This is a genomic window from Tenacibaculum sp. MAR_2009_124, assembly GCF_900105455.1.
Classification (GTDB): domain Bacteria; phylum Bacteroidota; class Bacteroidia; order Flavobacteriales; family Flavobacteriaceae; genus Polaribacter.
In genome coordinates, this window is the sequence record NZ_FNSF01000002.1 from 325,423 (window position 1) to 341,848 (window position 16,426).

The window sequence follows — 16,426 nt, forward strand, 5'->3', positions numbered from 1 at the left end:
TTGTTGAAACATAAAGTTTCAAAAAAAATATTTTTAATTAAAAAATAGTATCTCTTTTGGCAACGAAAAACACTACTGAAAGAATTAATTTCGCATCATCGCAGTTGGGAACTGATTATCCAGACTTTTTGGACATTCAGGTAAAATCTTTCCAGGATTTTTTCCAATTACAAACTAAAGCGGAAGAGCGTGGGAATGAAGGTTTGTATAAAACTTTCTTAGATAACTTCCCGATTACAGATACCCGTAATCAATTTGTTTTAGAATTTTTAGACTATTTTGTAGATCCACCAAGATATAGTATTGAAGAATGTATTGAAAGAGGATTAACATATAGTGTACCTTTAAAAGCACGCTTAAAATTATATTGTACAGATCCAGAACATGAAGATTTTGAAACCATAGTTCAAGATGTTTATCTAGGGACCATTCCTTATATGACCAACTCTGGAACATTTATAATAAATGGAGCAGAGCGTGTAGTGGTATCTCAACTACACCGTTCACCAGGGGTATTCTTTGGTCAATCTTTCCATGCCAATGGAACAAAGCTATATTCGGCAAGAGTTATTCCTTTTAAAGGATCTTGGATCGAATTTGCTACAGATATCAATCAGGTAATGTATGCCTACATTGATAGAAAGAAAAAATTACCAGTAACAACGTTATTCAGAGCCATTGGTTTTGAAAGAGATAAAGATATTTTAGAAATCTTTGATTTAGCTGAAGAAGTTAAAGTAACGAAGGCTGGTCTGAAAAAAGTATTAGGTAGAAAGTTAGCTGCAAGAGTTTTAAAAACATGGCACGAAGATTTCGTTGATGAAGATACTGGAGAGGTAGTTTCGATTGAACGTAACGAAATTATATTCGATCGTGATACGATTTTAGAAAAAGAACATATTGATGAAATTATAGAATCTGGAGCGAAAACTATCTTACTTCATAAAGAAGATAATTTGCTTGCAGATTATGCTATTATTCATAACACATTACAAAAAGATCCTACAAATTCAGAAAAAGAAGCTGTAGAACATATATATAGACAATTACGTAATGCAGAACCGCCAGATGAGGAAACTGCAAGAGGAATTATTGAAAAATTATTCTTCTCTGAGCAGCGTTACAGTTTAGGTGAAGTAGGACGTTTTAGAATGAATACGAAACTTGGTTTAGAGGAAGCTATAGATCAAAAGGTATTAACTAAGAATGATATTATTACTATTATCAAATATTTGATTGAGTTAATTAATTCAAAGGCAGAAGTTGATGATATTGATCACTTATCAAACCGTCGTGTTAGAACCGTAGGAGAGCAATTAGCTGGACAATTTGGTGTTGGTTTAGCACGTATGGCACGTACAATTCGTGAGCGTATGAACGTTCGTGATAATGAGGTGTTTACTCCAATTGATTTAATTAATGCAAAGACATTATCGTCTGTTATTAATTCTTTCTTTGGAACGAATCAATTATCTCAGTTTATGGATCAAACAAATCCATTAGCGGAGATTACTCATAAGAGACGTTTGTCAGCATTAGGACCTGGTGGTTTATCGCGTGAAAGAGCAGGATTTGAGGTACGTGATGTTCACTATACTCATTATGGTCGTTTATGTCCTATTGAAACACCTGAAGGGCCAAATATTGGTCTTATATCATCGCTAGCAGTGTTTGCGAAGGTGAATAATTTAGGATTTATTGAAACACCTTATAAAAAGGTGGAGAATGGAGTTGTTTCTAGTGAAGAACCTGGGTATTTATCAGCGGAAGAGGAAGAAGGTATGAAGATTGCTCAATCGAATTTACCTATTAATGAAGATGGAACTTTCGGAACAGATAGAGTAATTGCTCGTGAAGAAGGTGATTTCCCTGTAGAGACACCAGAGGCTATTAATTATATGGACGTCGCACCTAATCAAATTGCGTCTATATCAGCATCATTAATTCCGTTCTTAGAACATGATGATGCAAACCGTGCATTAATGGGATCAAACATGATGCGTCAGGCCGTTCCATTATTACGTCCTGAGTCGCCAATTGTTGGTACCGGATTAGAAAGAAGAGTTGCAAAAGATTCTCGTATTCTTATCAATGCTGAAGGAGCAGGAGAAGTAGAGTATGTTGATGCAAATAAGGTTACTATTAAGTATGATAGAACTGATGACGAACGAATGGTGAGTTTTGATCCAGATGAAAAGTCATATGACCTTATTAAATTTAGAAAAACAAACCAAGGTACTTGTATTAACTTGAAGCCAATCGTACAACGTGGTGACAGAGTTGAAGAAGGACAGGTACTTTGTGAAGGATATGCAACGCAGCAAGGAGAATTAGCTCTAGGAAGAAACATGAAGGTTGCCTTCATGCCTTGGAAAGGGTATAATTTTGAGGATGCAATTGTAATTTCTGAAAGAGTTGTAAGAGAAGATATCTTTACTTCTATTCATATTGACGAGTATTCTTTAGATGTTCGTGATACTAAGTTAGGAGCAGAGGAATTAACTAATGATATACCAAACGTTTCTGAAGAGGCTACGAAAGACCTTGACGAAAACGGAATGATTAGAATTGGTGCAGAAGTTAATCCTGGAGATATTTTAATAGGTAAGATTACTCCAAAGGGAGAGTCTGATCCAACTCCAGAAGAAAAACTATTACGTGCTATCTTTGGTGATAAAGCTGGTGATGTAAAAGATGCATCTTTAAAAGCTTCACCGTCATTAAGAGGTGTTGTAATTGATAAAAAGTTATTTAAACGTGCCGTAAAGGATAAAAACAAAAGAGCTCGTGATAAAGAAGCAATAGCTACTTTAGAAGCTTCTTTCGTTTCAAAGTTTGATGGCTTAAAAGAAAGATTAGTTAATAAGTTATTTGAGTTAATTAATGGAAAAACTTCGCAAGGAGTATTTAACGATTTAGGAGAAGAAGTATTACCAAAAGGTAAGAAGTTTACTCAAAAAATGTTAAACTCTGTTGAGGATTTTACACACTTAAGTGGAACTTGGACAACTGATAAGGAAATTAATAAATTGGTTATTGAATTAGTTCATAACTATAAAATTAAATTAAACGATTTACAAGGAGTTTTACGTCGTCAGAAGTTTACTATATCTGTAGGTGATGAATTACCAGCTGGAATCTTAAAGCTTGCTAAAATTTATGTAGCTAAAAAACGTAAATTGAAAGTAGGAGATAAGATGGCAGGACGTCACGGAAACAAAGGTATTGTTGCTCGTATTGTTAGACAAGAAGACATGCCTTTCTTAGAAGACGGAACACCTGTAGATATTGTATTAAATCCATTAGGGGTACCATCGCGTATGAATATCGGTCAAATATATGAAACTGTTCTTGGTTGGGCAGGATTGAAATTAGATCGAAAATTCGCTACTCCTATTTTTGATGGAGCTTCATTAGATCAAATAAATAATTATACTGATGACGCAAGTATTCCAAGATTTGGTCATACATATTTATATGATGGAGGTACAGGAAAACGTTTCGATCAACCAGCGACAGTTGGGGTAATTTATATGATTAAGTTAGGTCACATGATTGAAGATAAAATGCACGCACGTTCTATTGGACCTTACTCATTAATTACTCAGCAACCATTAGGAGGTAAAGCTCAGTTTGGTGGTCAACGTTTTGGTGAGATGGAAGTATGGGCACTTGAAGCATATGGAGCATCGAGTATCTTACGAGAAATCTTAACGGTAAAATCGGATGATGTTTTAGGTAGGGCAAAAACTTATGAGAGCATTGTAAAAGGTGAGGCAATGCCTGAACCAGGTTTACCAGAATCATTTAACGTATTAATGCATGAACTTAAAGGTTTAGGCTTAGACGTTAAATTAGAAGAGTAATCACAGTGAAATGCCTCAGAGCTATTGCTTTGAGGCAAATCATTTTTTCAATATCAGTCTTGTTAAAGACATTTATTTTTAATTCGAATCCATTATTATGGCAAGAAAAAACGAAAAATACACTGTTAAGAAGTTTAACAAAATTTCAATAGGTTTAGCATCTCCAGAGTCTATTTTAGAGGCTTCAAAAGGTGAGGTGTTAAAACCTGAAACAATTAATTACCGTACGCACAAACCTGAAAGAGATGGATTGTTTTGTGAGCGTATTTTTGGTCCGGTTAAGGATTATGAGTGTGCATGTGGTAAATATAAAAGAATCCGATATAAAGGAATCGTTTGTGATCGTTGTGGAGTTGAAGTAACTGAGAAAAAGGTTAGAAGAGATAGAGTAGGTCACATTAATTTAGTAGTACCAGTAGCTCATATTTGGTACTTCAGATCATTACCTAACAAAATGGGATACCTATTAGGTTTACCATCTAAGAAGTTAGATATGATCATATACTACGAGAGATACGTAGTTATTCAGCCAGGTATTGCTAAAAATACTGAAGGGGAGCCATTACAAAAAATGGACTTCTTAACTGAGGAAGAATATCTAGATATTATAGATGAACTTCCACAAGACAATCAATATTTAGAAGATTCTGACCCTAATAAGTTTATAGCTAAAATGGGAGCAGAGTGTTTAATTGATTTATTAGAGAGAATTGAATTAGATGAGCTTTCTTTCCAATTACGTCACAAAGCAAACAATGAAACTTCAAAGCAACGTAAAAATGAAGCTTTAAAGCGTTTAAATGTTGTAGAGGCATTCAGAGATTCACAAAAGAATCGCGAGAATAAGCCAGAGTGGATGATAATGAAAGTAGTTCCAGTTATCCCACCAGAATTACGTCCATTAGTACCATTAGATGGTGGTCGTTTCGCTACTTCTGATTTAAATGATTTATATCGTCGTGTTATTATTCGTAACAACCGTTTAAAGCGTTTAATGGAGATTAAAGCTCCTGAAGTAATTTTGCGTAACGAAAAGCGTATGTTACAAGAATCTGTTGATTCATTATTTGATAACACGCGTAAAGCATCAGCAGTAAAAACTGAATCTAACAGAGCATTAAAGTCATTATCTGATAGTTTGAAAGGTAAACAAGGTCGTTTCCGTCAAAACTTATTAGGTAAGCGTGTTGATTACTCTGCTCGTTCGGTTATTGTTGTAGGACCAGAATTGAAATTATATGAATGTGGATTGCCTAAAGATATGGCAGCCGAATTATATAAACCTTTTGTGATTCGTAAGTTAATCGAAAGAGGTATTGTTAAGACGGTAAAATCTGCGAAGAAAATTATAGACAGAAAAGATCCTGTTGTTTGGGATATTTTGGAGAATGTAATTAAAGGGCACCCAGTATTATTAAACCGTGCTCCTACGTTACACCGTTTAGGTATTCAAGCATTTCAACCTAAATTAATAGAAGGAAAGGCGATTCGTTTACACCCATTAGTTTGTACGGCATTTAACGCCGATTTTGATGGGGATCAAATGGCAGTTCACTTACCTTTAGGACCTGAGGCAGTATTAGAGGCTCAATTATTAATGTTGGCTTCTCATAATATATTAAACCCTGCAAATGGTGCACCTATTACGGTACCATCTCAGGATATGGTATTAGGTCTTTATTATATGACTAAAGAGCGTAAGTCAACTCCAGAAGTGCCTATTATGGGTGAGGGGTTAACGTTCTATTCACCTGAAGAGGTAACTATAGCGTATAACGAAGAGAGAGTAGACCTAAATGCGGGTATTACTGTAAGAACAAAGGACGTTAACGAAAATAAGGAGCTGATTACTAGATTAATCAAAACTACTGTTGGTAGAGTATTGTTTAACGAAGTAGTGCCTGAACAAGCTGGATATATTAACGAAGTACTTACTAAAAAGTCACTGCGTGATATTATTGGTGATATATTAAAAGTAACCGATATTCCTGCCGTAGGTAAGTTCTTAGATAATATTAAAAATATGGGATATAAATTTGCCTTCCAAGGTGGTTTATCATTCTCATTAGGTGATATTATTATTCCTAAAGAAAAGTACACGATGATTGCTAAAGCCAATGAAGAGGTTGACGGAATCATTACGAACTATAATATGGGTATGTTAACCCAAAAGGAACGTTATAATCAGGTAATTGATATTTGGGGTAGAACCAATAACCAATTGACTGAATTATCGATGAAACGTTTACGTGAAGATCAGCAAGGATTTAACTCGGTATTCATGATGCTTGATTCTGGAGCTCGTGGATCTAAAGAGCAAATTCGTCAGTTAACTGGTATGCGTGGTCTGATGGCAAAACCTAAGAAATCTACAGCTGGTGGTGGAGAGATTATTGAAAACCCGATTTTATCGAACTTTAAGGAAGGACTTTCAATTTTAGAATACTTTATATCTACTCACGGTGCTCGTAAAGGTCTTGCCGATACGGCATTAAAAACAGCAGATGCGGGTTACTTAACACGTCGTTTAGTAGATGTATCTCAGGATGTAATTGTAAATGAAGATGATTGTGGTACATTAAGAGGTTTAGAAATTACACCACTTAAAAAGAACGATGAGATTGTTGAATCAATTAGCGCTAGAGTTCTTGGACGTACGGCATTACATGATGTATATGTTCCAAATTCTGATGAAGTAATTATTCCTGCAGGAGAGTTAATCTCAGGAAAAATAGCTGATGTAATAGAAGGAGCAGGTATTGATAAAGTAGAAGTACGTTCACCATTAACATGTGAATCTCAAAGAGGTATTTGTGCTAAATGTTACGGACAAAGTTTATCAACTGGTAAAAAAGTTCAAATTGGAGAAGCGGTTGGAGTTATTGCAGCACAATCGATTGGAGAGCCAGGTACACAGTTAACATTACGTACATTCCACGTTGGAGGGGTTGCAAGTAACACTTCTTCTGATAACAAGTTAATAGCTAAGTTTGAAGGTAATGTAACTATTGATGATTTAAGAACTGTAAATGGTAAAGATAATACAGGAGAAGCTATTGAAATAGTAATCTCTCGTACTACTGAAATCAAAATTACAGATAAGAAAACTGGAGCAACTTTAAGTACGAATAATATTCCTTACGGATCTATTATCTTTAATAAAGACCGTAAAGAAATAAAGAAAGGTGATGAAATCTGTCAATGGGATCCATTTAACGGAGTTATCGTTTCAGAATTTGGTGGTAAGGTTAAGTTTGATAATTTAGAGCAAGGTATTAATTACTCTGTTGAAATTGATGAACAAACTGGTAAGCAAGAAAAAGTAATTACTGATTCTAAAAATAAGAAAATTATTCCATCATTAATTATTGAAGATGTCGATGGAAATGCACTACGTTCATATAGTTTACCTGTAGGTGCTCACTTAATGGTAAGCAATGGAGACAAGGTTGAAGAAGGTAAGACTTTAGTTAAAATTCCACGTAAAGCTGGTAAGGCTGGGGATATTACAGGAGGTTTACCACGTGTAACAGAATTATTTGAAGCGCGTAATCCTTCAAACCCTGCAGTGGTTGCTCAGATTGATGGTGTTGTGTCATTTGGTAAGATTAAGAGAGGTAATCGTGAAATTTCAATTGAATCTAAAACTGGTGAAATTAAGAAATACTTAATTAAGTTATCGAACCAGATATTAGTTCAAGAGAATGACTTTATTAAAGCGGGTATGCCATTATCTGATGGGGCAACGACTCCAATAGATATCTTAAATATTAAAGGACCTGCAGCTGTTCAAGAATACTTAGTAAATGAAATACAAGATGTATACCGTTTACAAGGAGTAAAAATTAATGATAAGCACTTTGAAGTAGTTGTACGTCAAATGATGCGTAAAGTTAGAATTATTGATTCAGGGGATACATTATTCTTAGAGAATCAATTAATTCATAAGAACGATTTTATCCAACAGAACGATGATATCTTCGGTAAGAAGATAGTTGAAGACGCTGGAGATTCTACTAAGCTGAGATCAGGGCAAATGGTTACAGCTCGTCAATTAAGAGATGAAAACTCTTTCTTAAGAAGATCGGATAAAAACTTAGTAGTAGCGCGTGATGCTGAACCAGCAACGGCTGAGCAGGTATTACAAGGTATTACTAGGGCATCGTTACAAACTAGATCATTTATTTCCGCAGCGTCATTCCAGGAAACTACAAAAGTACTGAATGAAGCAGCAGTAAGTGGTAAGGTTGATAGCCTTGAAGGATTAAAAGAAAATGTAATTGTTGGTAAGAGAATCCCTGCTGGTACAGGAATGAGAACTTACGATTCATTGGTTGTTGGTCCTAAAGATGAAATAGAAAGAAGTTTGTAAGAACTTTTATTAAATAATGAAAAGACCTCTATTATAGAGGTCTTTCTTTTTAAAAATTAAATTTATGGAAGACAACAATAAAGATCCACAATTAAATATAGAGTTAGATCAAGATGTTGCAGAAGGAACATATAGTAACTTAGCGATCATTAATCATTCAACAGCTGAGTTTATAGTAGATTTTATTAATATTATGCCTGGAGTACCAAAGGCCAAAGTAAAGTCTAGAATAATTTTAACGCCTCAACATGCTAAAAGATTAGCAAAGGCTTTATCTGAAAATGTTCGAAAGTTTGAGAAAGCGCATGGAGAGATAAAAGATTATGAGCAACCTCCAATTCCTATGAATTTTGGTGGAACTACAGGGGAAGCATAATTTCTTCCTGATTGCTTAAAAAATAAAAGGTCGGATATTTCCGACCTTTTTTCATTAAATCTTAAATGTAATCACGGGTAAAGTACTGTGATTTGCGATGTCTTCAGAAATGCTGCCTTCAAAGAAATGAGCAACACCTTTTCTACCATGTGTAGCGAGTGCTATAATATCTACTTCAGAAGTTTTAGCGAAGTAAAAAATACCTTCTTCAACTGAGTAATCAGTAATAATGGCTACATTATCTCGAATCTCAGAGGCTTCTTCTCCAACTTCCTCCATAAACTTTTTGATTCGATCTTTGATTTCTCCTGTACTTTTAAACTTCGAGGTAGGAGTGATCACATAAACTAATTTTAAACTACAGTTTATAGCATTAAACAGTTTTTTAGCTTCAAGATAAGGCTCTATATCATTGTTAGAAAAATCACATGCAAAAAGAGCATTTTTAATATCTTTTTTAATGGCTTCTTCTTTAATTATTATTACAGGAACTTTAGAGTGTCTAATAACTTTTTCGGTATTCGAACCAATGAATATTTCTTTCATACCACTGGTTCCTTTTGATCCCATGATAATTAAATCGGCGTTTTCCTCTTTTGCTAAATCATCTAGTTCACTAAAAATTTTAAAATGCTTTATAATTGGTGTAACCTTAATGCCTGATAGATAATCGGCTTTTAAAAAATCTTCAAACTTCTTTTCCGTTAATTTATATAGGAATAATGTTTGTTCTTGGAGATATGATTCAGACTGTGAGGCAATAGCATGTGATAGTTCTAGCATATGTACTGCTATTAATTCGGCATTGTTTTTTTTAGCTAAGAATGCTGCTGACTTTAGAGCGTTTTCCGAATAGGTAGAAAAATCGATAGGAATTATTATTTTTCTCATGATTTATAGTTTTGTTTGATATATACTAAAGTACCTCAATCTATAGTCAAAAAACATGATTTTTGTCAGTCTCAATAATAAGTTAGTGACAACCTTTTATAGGTTCATAAATATTAGAAACATTTCCTGAAGGAGAAACATAAGGAATATCTAAACCTAATCCTCTAAGGATAAAAAGGACACCAATAAATACAACGATAAAAGGAATTACTTTTTGTATTTTTTGTCGGATAGAAATGTTTGCAAAGTTTCCAATATAAACCACTGTTGTCATTAAAGGAATGGTTCCCAATCCAAACAATAACATATATAAACTACCTTCTAGAGCATTCGAGGTGGTTAGGGCAGCAAATACGGCCATATATACTAAACCACATGGTAAAAAACCATTTAAAAAGCCGATAGTAAAAAAGGTATCATTACCTTTTTTTCGTAACTCATTCCCTAAGGCTGATTTCACCTTCATAATAAGTTTGTTAAGAGGGTTTGAAATGCGATTCAGTCGATTGAATATTTTAGGTAAAAAGACAATTAAAATCATGAGTGCACCAACGGCAATAGAAAGCTGTTGTTGAAAACCAAAGAAATAAAAACCTCTACCAAGAAACCCAAAGAGTAGCCCAATTAAGCCGTAGGTAAAAAGTCTTCCAAAATGATAACTCGTAATCTGAAAAAACTGTTTAACTGGGTTTTTTCTATTTACAGGTAGCATAAAGGCAATAGGGCCGCACATTCCAATACAATGGAAACTTCCGAGTAGCCCTAATATAAGTGCAGAGAGTAACATTAGTAGATTAATTCTTCTTTGTATAAAAAATCTTTACCTTCGTATGACCATTTAATGGTAATGTTCCATCGACCACCCAATAAACGTTTCTCAGGCACGAGCAAATATGTATTGGAAAGCGAAAGTGGCAATTCGAAATCCAATTGTTTATTAGATGGTCTGTATAGGAACACTTTTCCTTTGATTTTATGATATTCAAAATTTTTAGGAAAATGAACAGTCAACCCTTCTTTAGACTGTGTTATTTTAATATTTTTTTCTAATGATTTAGCATTTCTACTTGCTTCAATATTATCTTGATATTCTAATTCTTTCTGATAATATTTTTCAGTAACCAAATCGTGATTAAACTTTTTGTCCGTACTCATTGTAATAACGAAATACAATATAAAAGCAATAAATCCTACGATTGCTACTACGATACCCGTGCCCCAGTTTAGTTTCATAATTTTAGTTTTAAACTTCTTTAATAATATATTTTAACGATAACTTCTAGGTCCTAAAAAATTAGTATTAGTCGTTTCTATGAGTTTACCGCCACTATAAACTCCTATGGTTAATTTTTCTTTTTCTTTTTTCATTTGTGATTGATGTAACTCAATGAAAAGAGTTCCTTCTGCTAATCCTTGGTTAGGAATCACAAAGTTTTGATGTGTTACTGTTTCTATTTTTCCTTTATGAGATATCAGTTTATAACTAACATCATCAATTTTATGCGTTGTTTTATTAATTATTTTATATGTATAAATATTGCTAATAATACCATCGTCCTTGTGTTGATACAATTGTCCGGGGAGCCTTAGAATTGTTGCTTCAACTTCATTTCTTAGGAAAAGCATTCCAATGAAAATACCAGATAGTATTACAAGTACAGCTGAATATCCTTTCATTCGAGCAGTAAACTTGAATGGTGCTTTTTTACTGATATTTTCTTCACTAGCATAACGAATTAAGCCAGTTGGCAGACCAACCTTTTCCATCATATGGTCACACTCGTCAATGCATGCAGTACAGTTTACACACTCTAATTGTGTGCCATTTCTAATATCAATTCCTGTTGGACATACATGAACACATTGCATGCAATCAATACAATCACCTTTTTCAGAAGCGATTCTGTCTTCATTCTTCTTGAATTTAGCCCTCCCTTTAGTTTTTTCACCTCTCACATAGTCATAAGCTATGTTAATGGTTTTGTTGTCTAGTAATACACCTTGTAATCTACCATATGGGCAGGCTATAATGCACACTTGTTCTCGGAACCAAGTAAAAACAAAATAGAAAATACTCGTAAATATCAAGAGAGAAATTAAGGTGCTAACATGATCAAATGGATTCCCTGTAATATATGTGAGTAATTGATCACTTCCAATAAAATAAGCAAGGAACACGTTTGCAATAATGAATGAAATGATAAAAAAGATAAACCATTTTAAAACACGTTTTTTGATTTTATCAGCGTTCCAAGGCTGTTTATCGAGTCTTATTTGTTTTCCTCTATCACCTTCAATCCAGTATTCAATTTTTCTGAATACCATTTCCATGAATATGGTTTGCGGACAAATCCATCCACAAAATATTCTACCAAATACAACTGTAAAAAGGATTACAAATACAACACCAATAATCATTGAAATAACCAACAAATGAAAATCTTGTGGCCAAAAAGGGAAACCGAAAATATTGAATCGCCTTTCTAAAACATTAAAAAGTAGAAACTGATTTCCATCGACTTTTATGAATGGTGAAGCAAACAGAATTGCTAATAAAACATAGCTAACAACTGTTCTGTATTTATAAAAACTACCGCTTGGTTTTTTAGGAAAAACCCAAGAACGTTTACCTTCACTGTTTACAGTGCCGATACTGTCTCTAAATTGTTCGTTCTCGGGTGTCTCCATCATCTAAAATAGTTATCAATAATTTACTTGGTTTCGGTTGTAGAAGCTTCTTCAGTGATTGTATTATCACTGTTTTCAGTTGTTTCTTCAACCTTTTCTTTTTTATTTTCCTTTTGACCTGAACTTTCTTCTTCGTATACATCTCCCTGAGGTTCTTTTGCCTTCGCAGGAGTTGTACCTTGTAAAGACATAACGTAACTAGCTACTTTATGAACATCAGCTGGTTTCAAAGTTTTTTCCCAGGCAACCATCCCTTTTCCGTCTCTACCACCTTTGGCAATAGTTTTGAACACATTTTTGATTCCTCCACCTAGTATCCAGTATTGGTCAGTTAGGTTAGGACCAATACCTCCACCACCATCTTTTTGGTGACAAGCAGCACAGTTTAAGTTAAAAACTGCTTTACCTCTGTTTAAAGAAGATTCATCAGTCAAAGAAGTAATGGTTTCCATATCTATTACAGCGTCTTTTGAAGTAGTTCTATAGGCCTCCAATTCTCTTTTGGCAATAGCAACCTCTTTTTGATATTCAACAGTTTGATTGTCGCCATTGAAAACGTGATATCTCACTAAATAAACGGCTCCAAAAACGATAGTTGCATAGAACATATACACCCACCATGGCGGTAATGAGTTATCTAGCTCTTGAATCCCATCGTAGTTATGATTAATAATAATCTCTTCTTCATCTTCAACAGCTTTTGCTTTGGTCCATTTCTTTAATAAATCTTTTACCCAAGCCCAATTGTCGATTTCTTCAGGATGTATACCGTCTTTTTCTAATTGAAGATCTTGTGCCTTTTTTAAGGCAACTATATTCACAAGTTCTTTTAAAAGAAGTACCGATAATAAAGCCACAATAGCTATCCAAACTAATGGGTTTTCATATAGGCTAAATGGATTTTCATATGCTGTTATAGCTTTTATAATAGCAAAAGAGGTAACTATAACAAAAGTGATATATGCTAATGATTGAAAATATTTTTTCATCAGAATGTTTTTTACTAGTTATCTAATGGCAAGTGACTTACCTTACTTATATATTCTTTCTTGGCAGTAAAAACCCACCAAAACAACACTACAAAGAATGTGAAGAAAATAGCTAACGAGATAATTGGATAAATTTCAATACCCGTAATGGTCTCTAAATGATTTTTTACAAACTTCAACATAGTTTCTAGTTTTTAGCACTTAATTGATTTTTAACGTCTTTTATCTTAATATCTGTACCTAATCTTTGTAAGTAGGCAATCAGAGCAACAATTTCTCTATCTTTCATTTCAATGAATTCAAGTCCGTTATCTTGAGCATATTTTTTATCAGATTGATAGGTTTTTGCAAAGTCAGGATCCCCGTGAAGATTTTCTTCTATTTGTTTCCCTTGTGCATCCATTGCTTCTTGCGCTTTAGCAATATCTTCCTCTGTGTATGGAACTCCTAAAGAAACCATGGCTTTCATTTTACTCTCCGTGTCCGACTTGTCTAGTCCGTTTTTCAATAACCACTGATATCTAGGCATAATTGAACCTGGGGAAGTACTTTGCGGATCGTACATATGATTTAAATGCCAGCTATCGGAATATTTTCCACCAATTCTTAATAAATCCGGACCAGTACGTTTACTACCCCATAAAAATGGATGATCATAAACATATTCACCAGCTTTTGAATATTCTCCATATCGCTCAACTTCACTTCTAAAAGGACGTATCATTTGAGAGTGACATCCAACACATCCTTCACGTATATATAGATCTCTTCCCTCTAATTCTAAAGCAGTATATGGTTTAACACTTGTTATCGTAGGAATATTAGATTCAACTAATAATGTTGGTATAATTTGAACGACACCTCCAATTAAAATAGCAATGGTTGCATAAATGGTTAATTTAATTGGCCTTCTTTCTAACCAAGTGTGCCATCCTTCGCTTGAAGTTCTGTGTTTTGAAACTTTCGTTAAAGGTGCAGCTTCTGCTAATTCATCAGTAACATTTCTTCCATGCTTTACAGTTTTAATCACATTATATAGCATAACGATAGCTCCTACTATGAATAAACTACCACCAACAGCACGCATCCAATACATTGGAATAATCTCATTTACTGTTTCTAAAAAGTTACCATAGGCAAGAGTTCCATCAGGATTAAATTGTTTCCACATAGAAGCTTGAACGAATCCTGCGACATACATAGGAAGTGTGTAAATAATAATTCCTAAAGTACCAATCCAAAAATGGAAGTTTGCTAAGGCATTAGAATAAAGTTTAGTTTTAAATAAACGAGGTATTAACCAATATAACATACCGAAGGTCATAAAACCATTCCAAGCTAATGCACCCACGTGAACGTGTGCAATAACCCAATCACTAAAGTGAGCAATAGCATTTACATTTTTCAATGATAACATTGGTCCTTCGAAAGTAGCCATACCATAACCTGTAATTGCAACAACCATAAATTTTAATACAGGACTTGTTCTAACTTTATCCCAAGCACCACGAAGAGTCAATAAACCATTAATCATACCCCCCCAAGATGGAGCAATTAGCATTACGGAGAAAGCAACCCCTAAATTTTGAGCCCAATCAGGTAAGGCTGAATATAGTAAATGGTGAGGACCTGCCCATATATAAATGAAAATCAAAGACCAGAAGTGCACGATAGATAAACGATATGAGTATACAGGTCTGTTTGCAGCTTTAGGAACAAAATAATACATTAATCCTAAAAACGGAGTAGTAAGAAAGAATGCTACGGCATTATGCCCATACCACCATTGAACTAATGCATCCTGAACTCCTGCATATACAGAGTAACTTTTAAGGAAACTTACAGGAAGTTCTAAACTATTAAATATGTGTAGTACAGCAACGGTAACAAATGTTCCAAGATAAAACCATACGGCAACATATAAATGTCGTTGTCGTCTTTTAAATATGGTCCATATCATATTAACTCCAAAGGCAACCCAAACTAAAGCGATAGCAATGTCAATAGGCCACTCCAATTCAGCATATTCTTTAGAAGTTGTATACCCCATGGGTAGAGTAATAGCCGCTGCGACAATAATTAATTGCCAGCCCCAAAAATTAAAATTACTTAAAAAATCACTGGCCATTCTAGCTTTCAAAAGCCTTTGTAAGGAATAATAAACCCCAGCAAAAATTGCATTACCTACAAAGGCAAATATTACTGCGTTGGTATGTAGTGGACGGATACGACCAAAACTTAACCAAGAAATTCCATCAGTAATATTTGGGAATAAAAACATAAAAGCCAACAGCAAACCTACCGAGAAACCTACAATCCCCCAGAGTAAGGTTGCGTAGATGAATTTTTTTACGACTTTGTTATCGTAATAAAATTGTTGCATTTCCATAATCTATCTGAATTTAATATCTATTGTTAGTTGTTAATATTTGTGTCTTCTTTAACTAATTCATCATCAAATAAGATGCGTACTGAAGGAGTATACGAATCGTCGTACTGTCCTTTTTTTACGGAAACAATAAATGCAATAAAAAAAATGATTGCCACTATAATGCTAAGTGAAAGTAATAGGTAAATAACGCTCATATCTTGCCTGATAATTGTACGCCAAAAGTAGTTTTGAAAAGAGATTTAAAATATGATTTTTGTCATGTTTGGAAAATTTCCTCTTACTTTTTAGGAATAAATTAGAAGCCGTTTGTCGAAACGTATCGATGTTTTATCATATAAATACAGCTAGAGAACTAAAAAGGTAATAACGTGCTTAAATATCTCTTAATTTAGTGGCAAGCTTAGAGATAGAGTGTGAAAATATAAAGTGTTGTCCTCCCCATAAAAAAGAGTTCCTATATAGGAGCTCTTTTTTGTTAATCATTTATCATGTTTTTATTTGTTTAGATGAACGAAAAATAAAAAGAGAAGAAATATTCGAAAACATTTCTTCTCTAAACTACCTATTAAAACGAACTTTTAAACTAAAAAGTTTTAAAAGCACCTATAATTTACGAATAAAATACCTAAAAAACGAAAGTTTTAATTTATTGATTTGATTATATAGTTCAGTGAAAAACACCATTATTATGCTGGTAATCTGGAAGATGGAGAGCGATAGTTTTTCGAAAAAAGGAAATGTGAAAATCTAAGATTAAAATGAATTAATAATAGATTTGAGGCTAATAAACATAGAGGCTAATAAGAGAACATTAACATGAAGTATATGATAACCTATAAAAGGAAGTTTATT

At 33.8% G+C, this 16,426-nt stretch carries 11 protein-coding genes; 3 read left to right on the plus strand and 8 right to left on the minus strand.

Annotated elements, in window-relative coordinates:
- Positions 1 to 56: 56 nt before the first annotated feature.
- From rpoB to BLW23_RS07955, 3 genes are all read left to right on the plus strand, one after another.
- A complete protein-coding gene (rpoB, locus tag BLW23_RS07945; RefSeq protein WP_093668711.1) occupies positions 57 to 3,866 on the plus strand; it encodes a DNA-directed RNA polymerase subunit beta in 3,810 nt (1,269 codons plus the stop codon).
- Positions 3,867 to 3,963: 97 nt separating this feature from the next.
- Entirely contained in the window at positions 3,964 to 8,238 is a 4,275-nt protein-coding gene (gene rpoC / locus BLW23_RS07950; protein ID WP_093668712.1) for a DNA-directed RNA polymerase subunit beta', read from the plus strand.
- Between the two features lie 64 nt (positions 8,239 to 8,302).
- On the plus strand, positions 8,303 to 8,614 hold the full coding sequence (locus BLW23_RS07955) for a DUF3467 domain-containing protein (protein ID WP_093668713.1): 312 nt from the start codon (positions 8,303 to 8,305) through the stop codon (positions 8,612 to 8,614).
- A gap of 54 nt (positions 8,615 to 8,668) precedes the next feature.
- On the opposite strand, the gene BLW23_RS07960 is transcribed toward BLW23_RS07955, so the two are convergent.
- From BLW23_RS07960 to ccoS, 8 genes are all read right to left on the minus strand, one after another.
- Entirely contained in the window at positions 8,669 to 9,505 is an 837-nt protein-coding gene (locus BLW23_RS07960; RefSeq protein WP_093668714.1) for a universal stress protein, read from the minus strand.
- Positions 9,506 to 9,587: 82 nt separating this feature from the next.
- Positions 9,588 to 10,292 carry a sulfite exporter TauE/SafE family protein gene (locus BLW23_RS07965; RefSeq protein WP_093668715.1) on the minus strand — a complete coding sequence of 235 codons (705 nt, stop codon included), beginning with the start codon at positions 10,290 to 10,292 and terminating at the stop codon, positions 9,588 to 9,590.
- On the minus strand, positions 10,292 to 10,738 hold the full coding sequence (locus BLW23_RS07970) for a FixH family protein (protein ID WP_093668716.1): 447 nt from the start codon (positions 10,736 to 10,738) through the stop codon (positions 10,292 to 10,294). Before BLW23_RS07970 ends, BLW23_RS07965 begins: the two co-directional genes overlap by 1 nt.
- Positions 10,739 to 10,771: 33 nt before the next feature.
- Positions 10,772 to 12,193, minus strand: coding sequence for a cytochrome c oxidase accessory protein CcoG (ccoG, locus tag BLW23_RS07975; RefSeq protein ID WP_093669376.1), 1,422 nt, complete (start codon positions 12,191 to 12,193; stop codon positions 10,772 to 10,774).
- Positions 12,194 to 12,216: 23 nt separating this feature from the next.
- Positions 12,217 to 13,182 carry a cbb3-type cytochrome c oxidase N-terminal domain-containing protein gene (locus BLW23_RS07980; RefSeq protein ID WP_093668717.1) on the minus strand — a complete coding sequence of 322 codons (966 nt, stop codon included), beginning with the start codon at positions 13,180 to 13,182 and terminating at the stop codon, positions 12,217 to 12,219.
- A gap of 14 nt (positions 13,183 to 13,196) precedes the next feature.
- Positions 13,197 to 13,364, minus strand: coding sequence for a CcoQ/FixQ family Cbb3-type cytochrome c oxidase assembly chaperone (locus BLW23_RS07985; protein WP_093668718.1), 168 nt, complete (start codon positions 13,362 to 13,364; stop codon positions 13,197 to 13,199).
- Between the two features lie 5 nt (positions 13,365 to 13,369).
- Complete coding sequence (gene ccoN / locus BLW23_RS07990; protein WP_093668719.1) at positions 13,370 to 15,571, minus strand: cytochrome-c oxidase, cbb3-type subunit I; 2,202 nt, start codon at positions 15,569 to 15,571, stop codon at positions 13,370 to 13,372.
- Between the two features lie 26 nt (positions 15,572 to 15,597).
- A complete protein-coding gene (gene ccoS, locus BLW23_RS07995) occupies positions 15,598 to 15,768 on the minus strand; it encodes a cbb3-type cytochrome oxidase assembly protein CcoS (RefSeq protein ID WP_093668720.1) in 171 nt (56 codons plus the stop codon).
- Between the last annotated feature and the right edge of the window lie 658 nt (positions 15,769 to 16,426).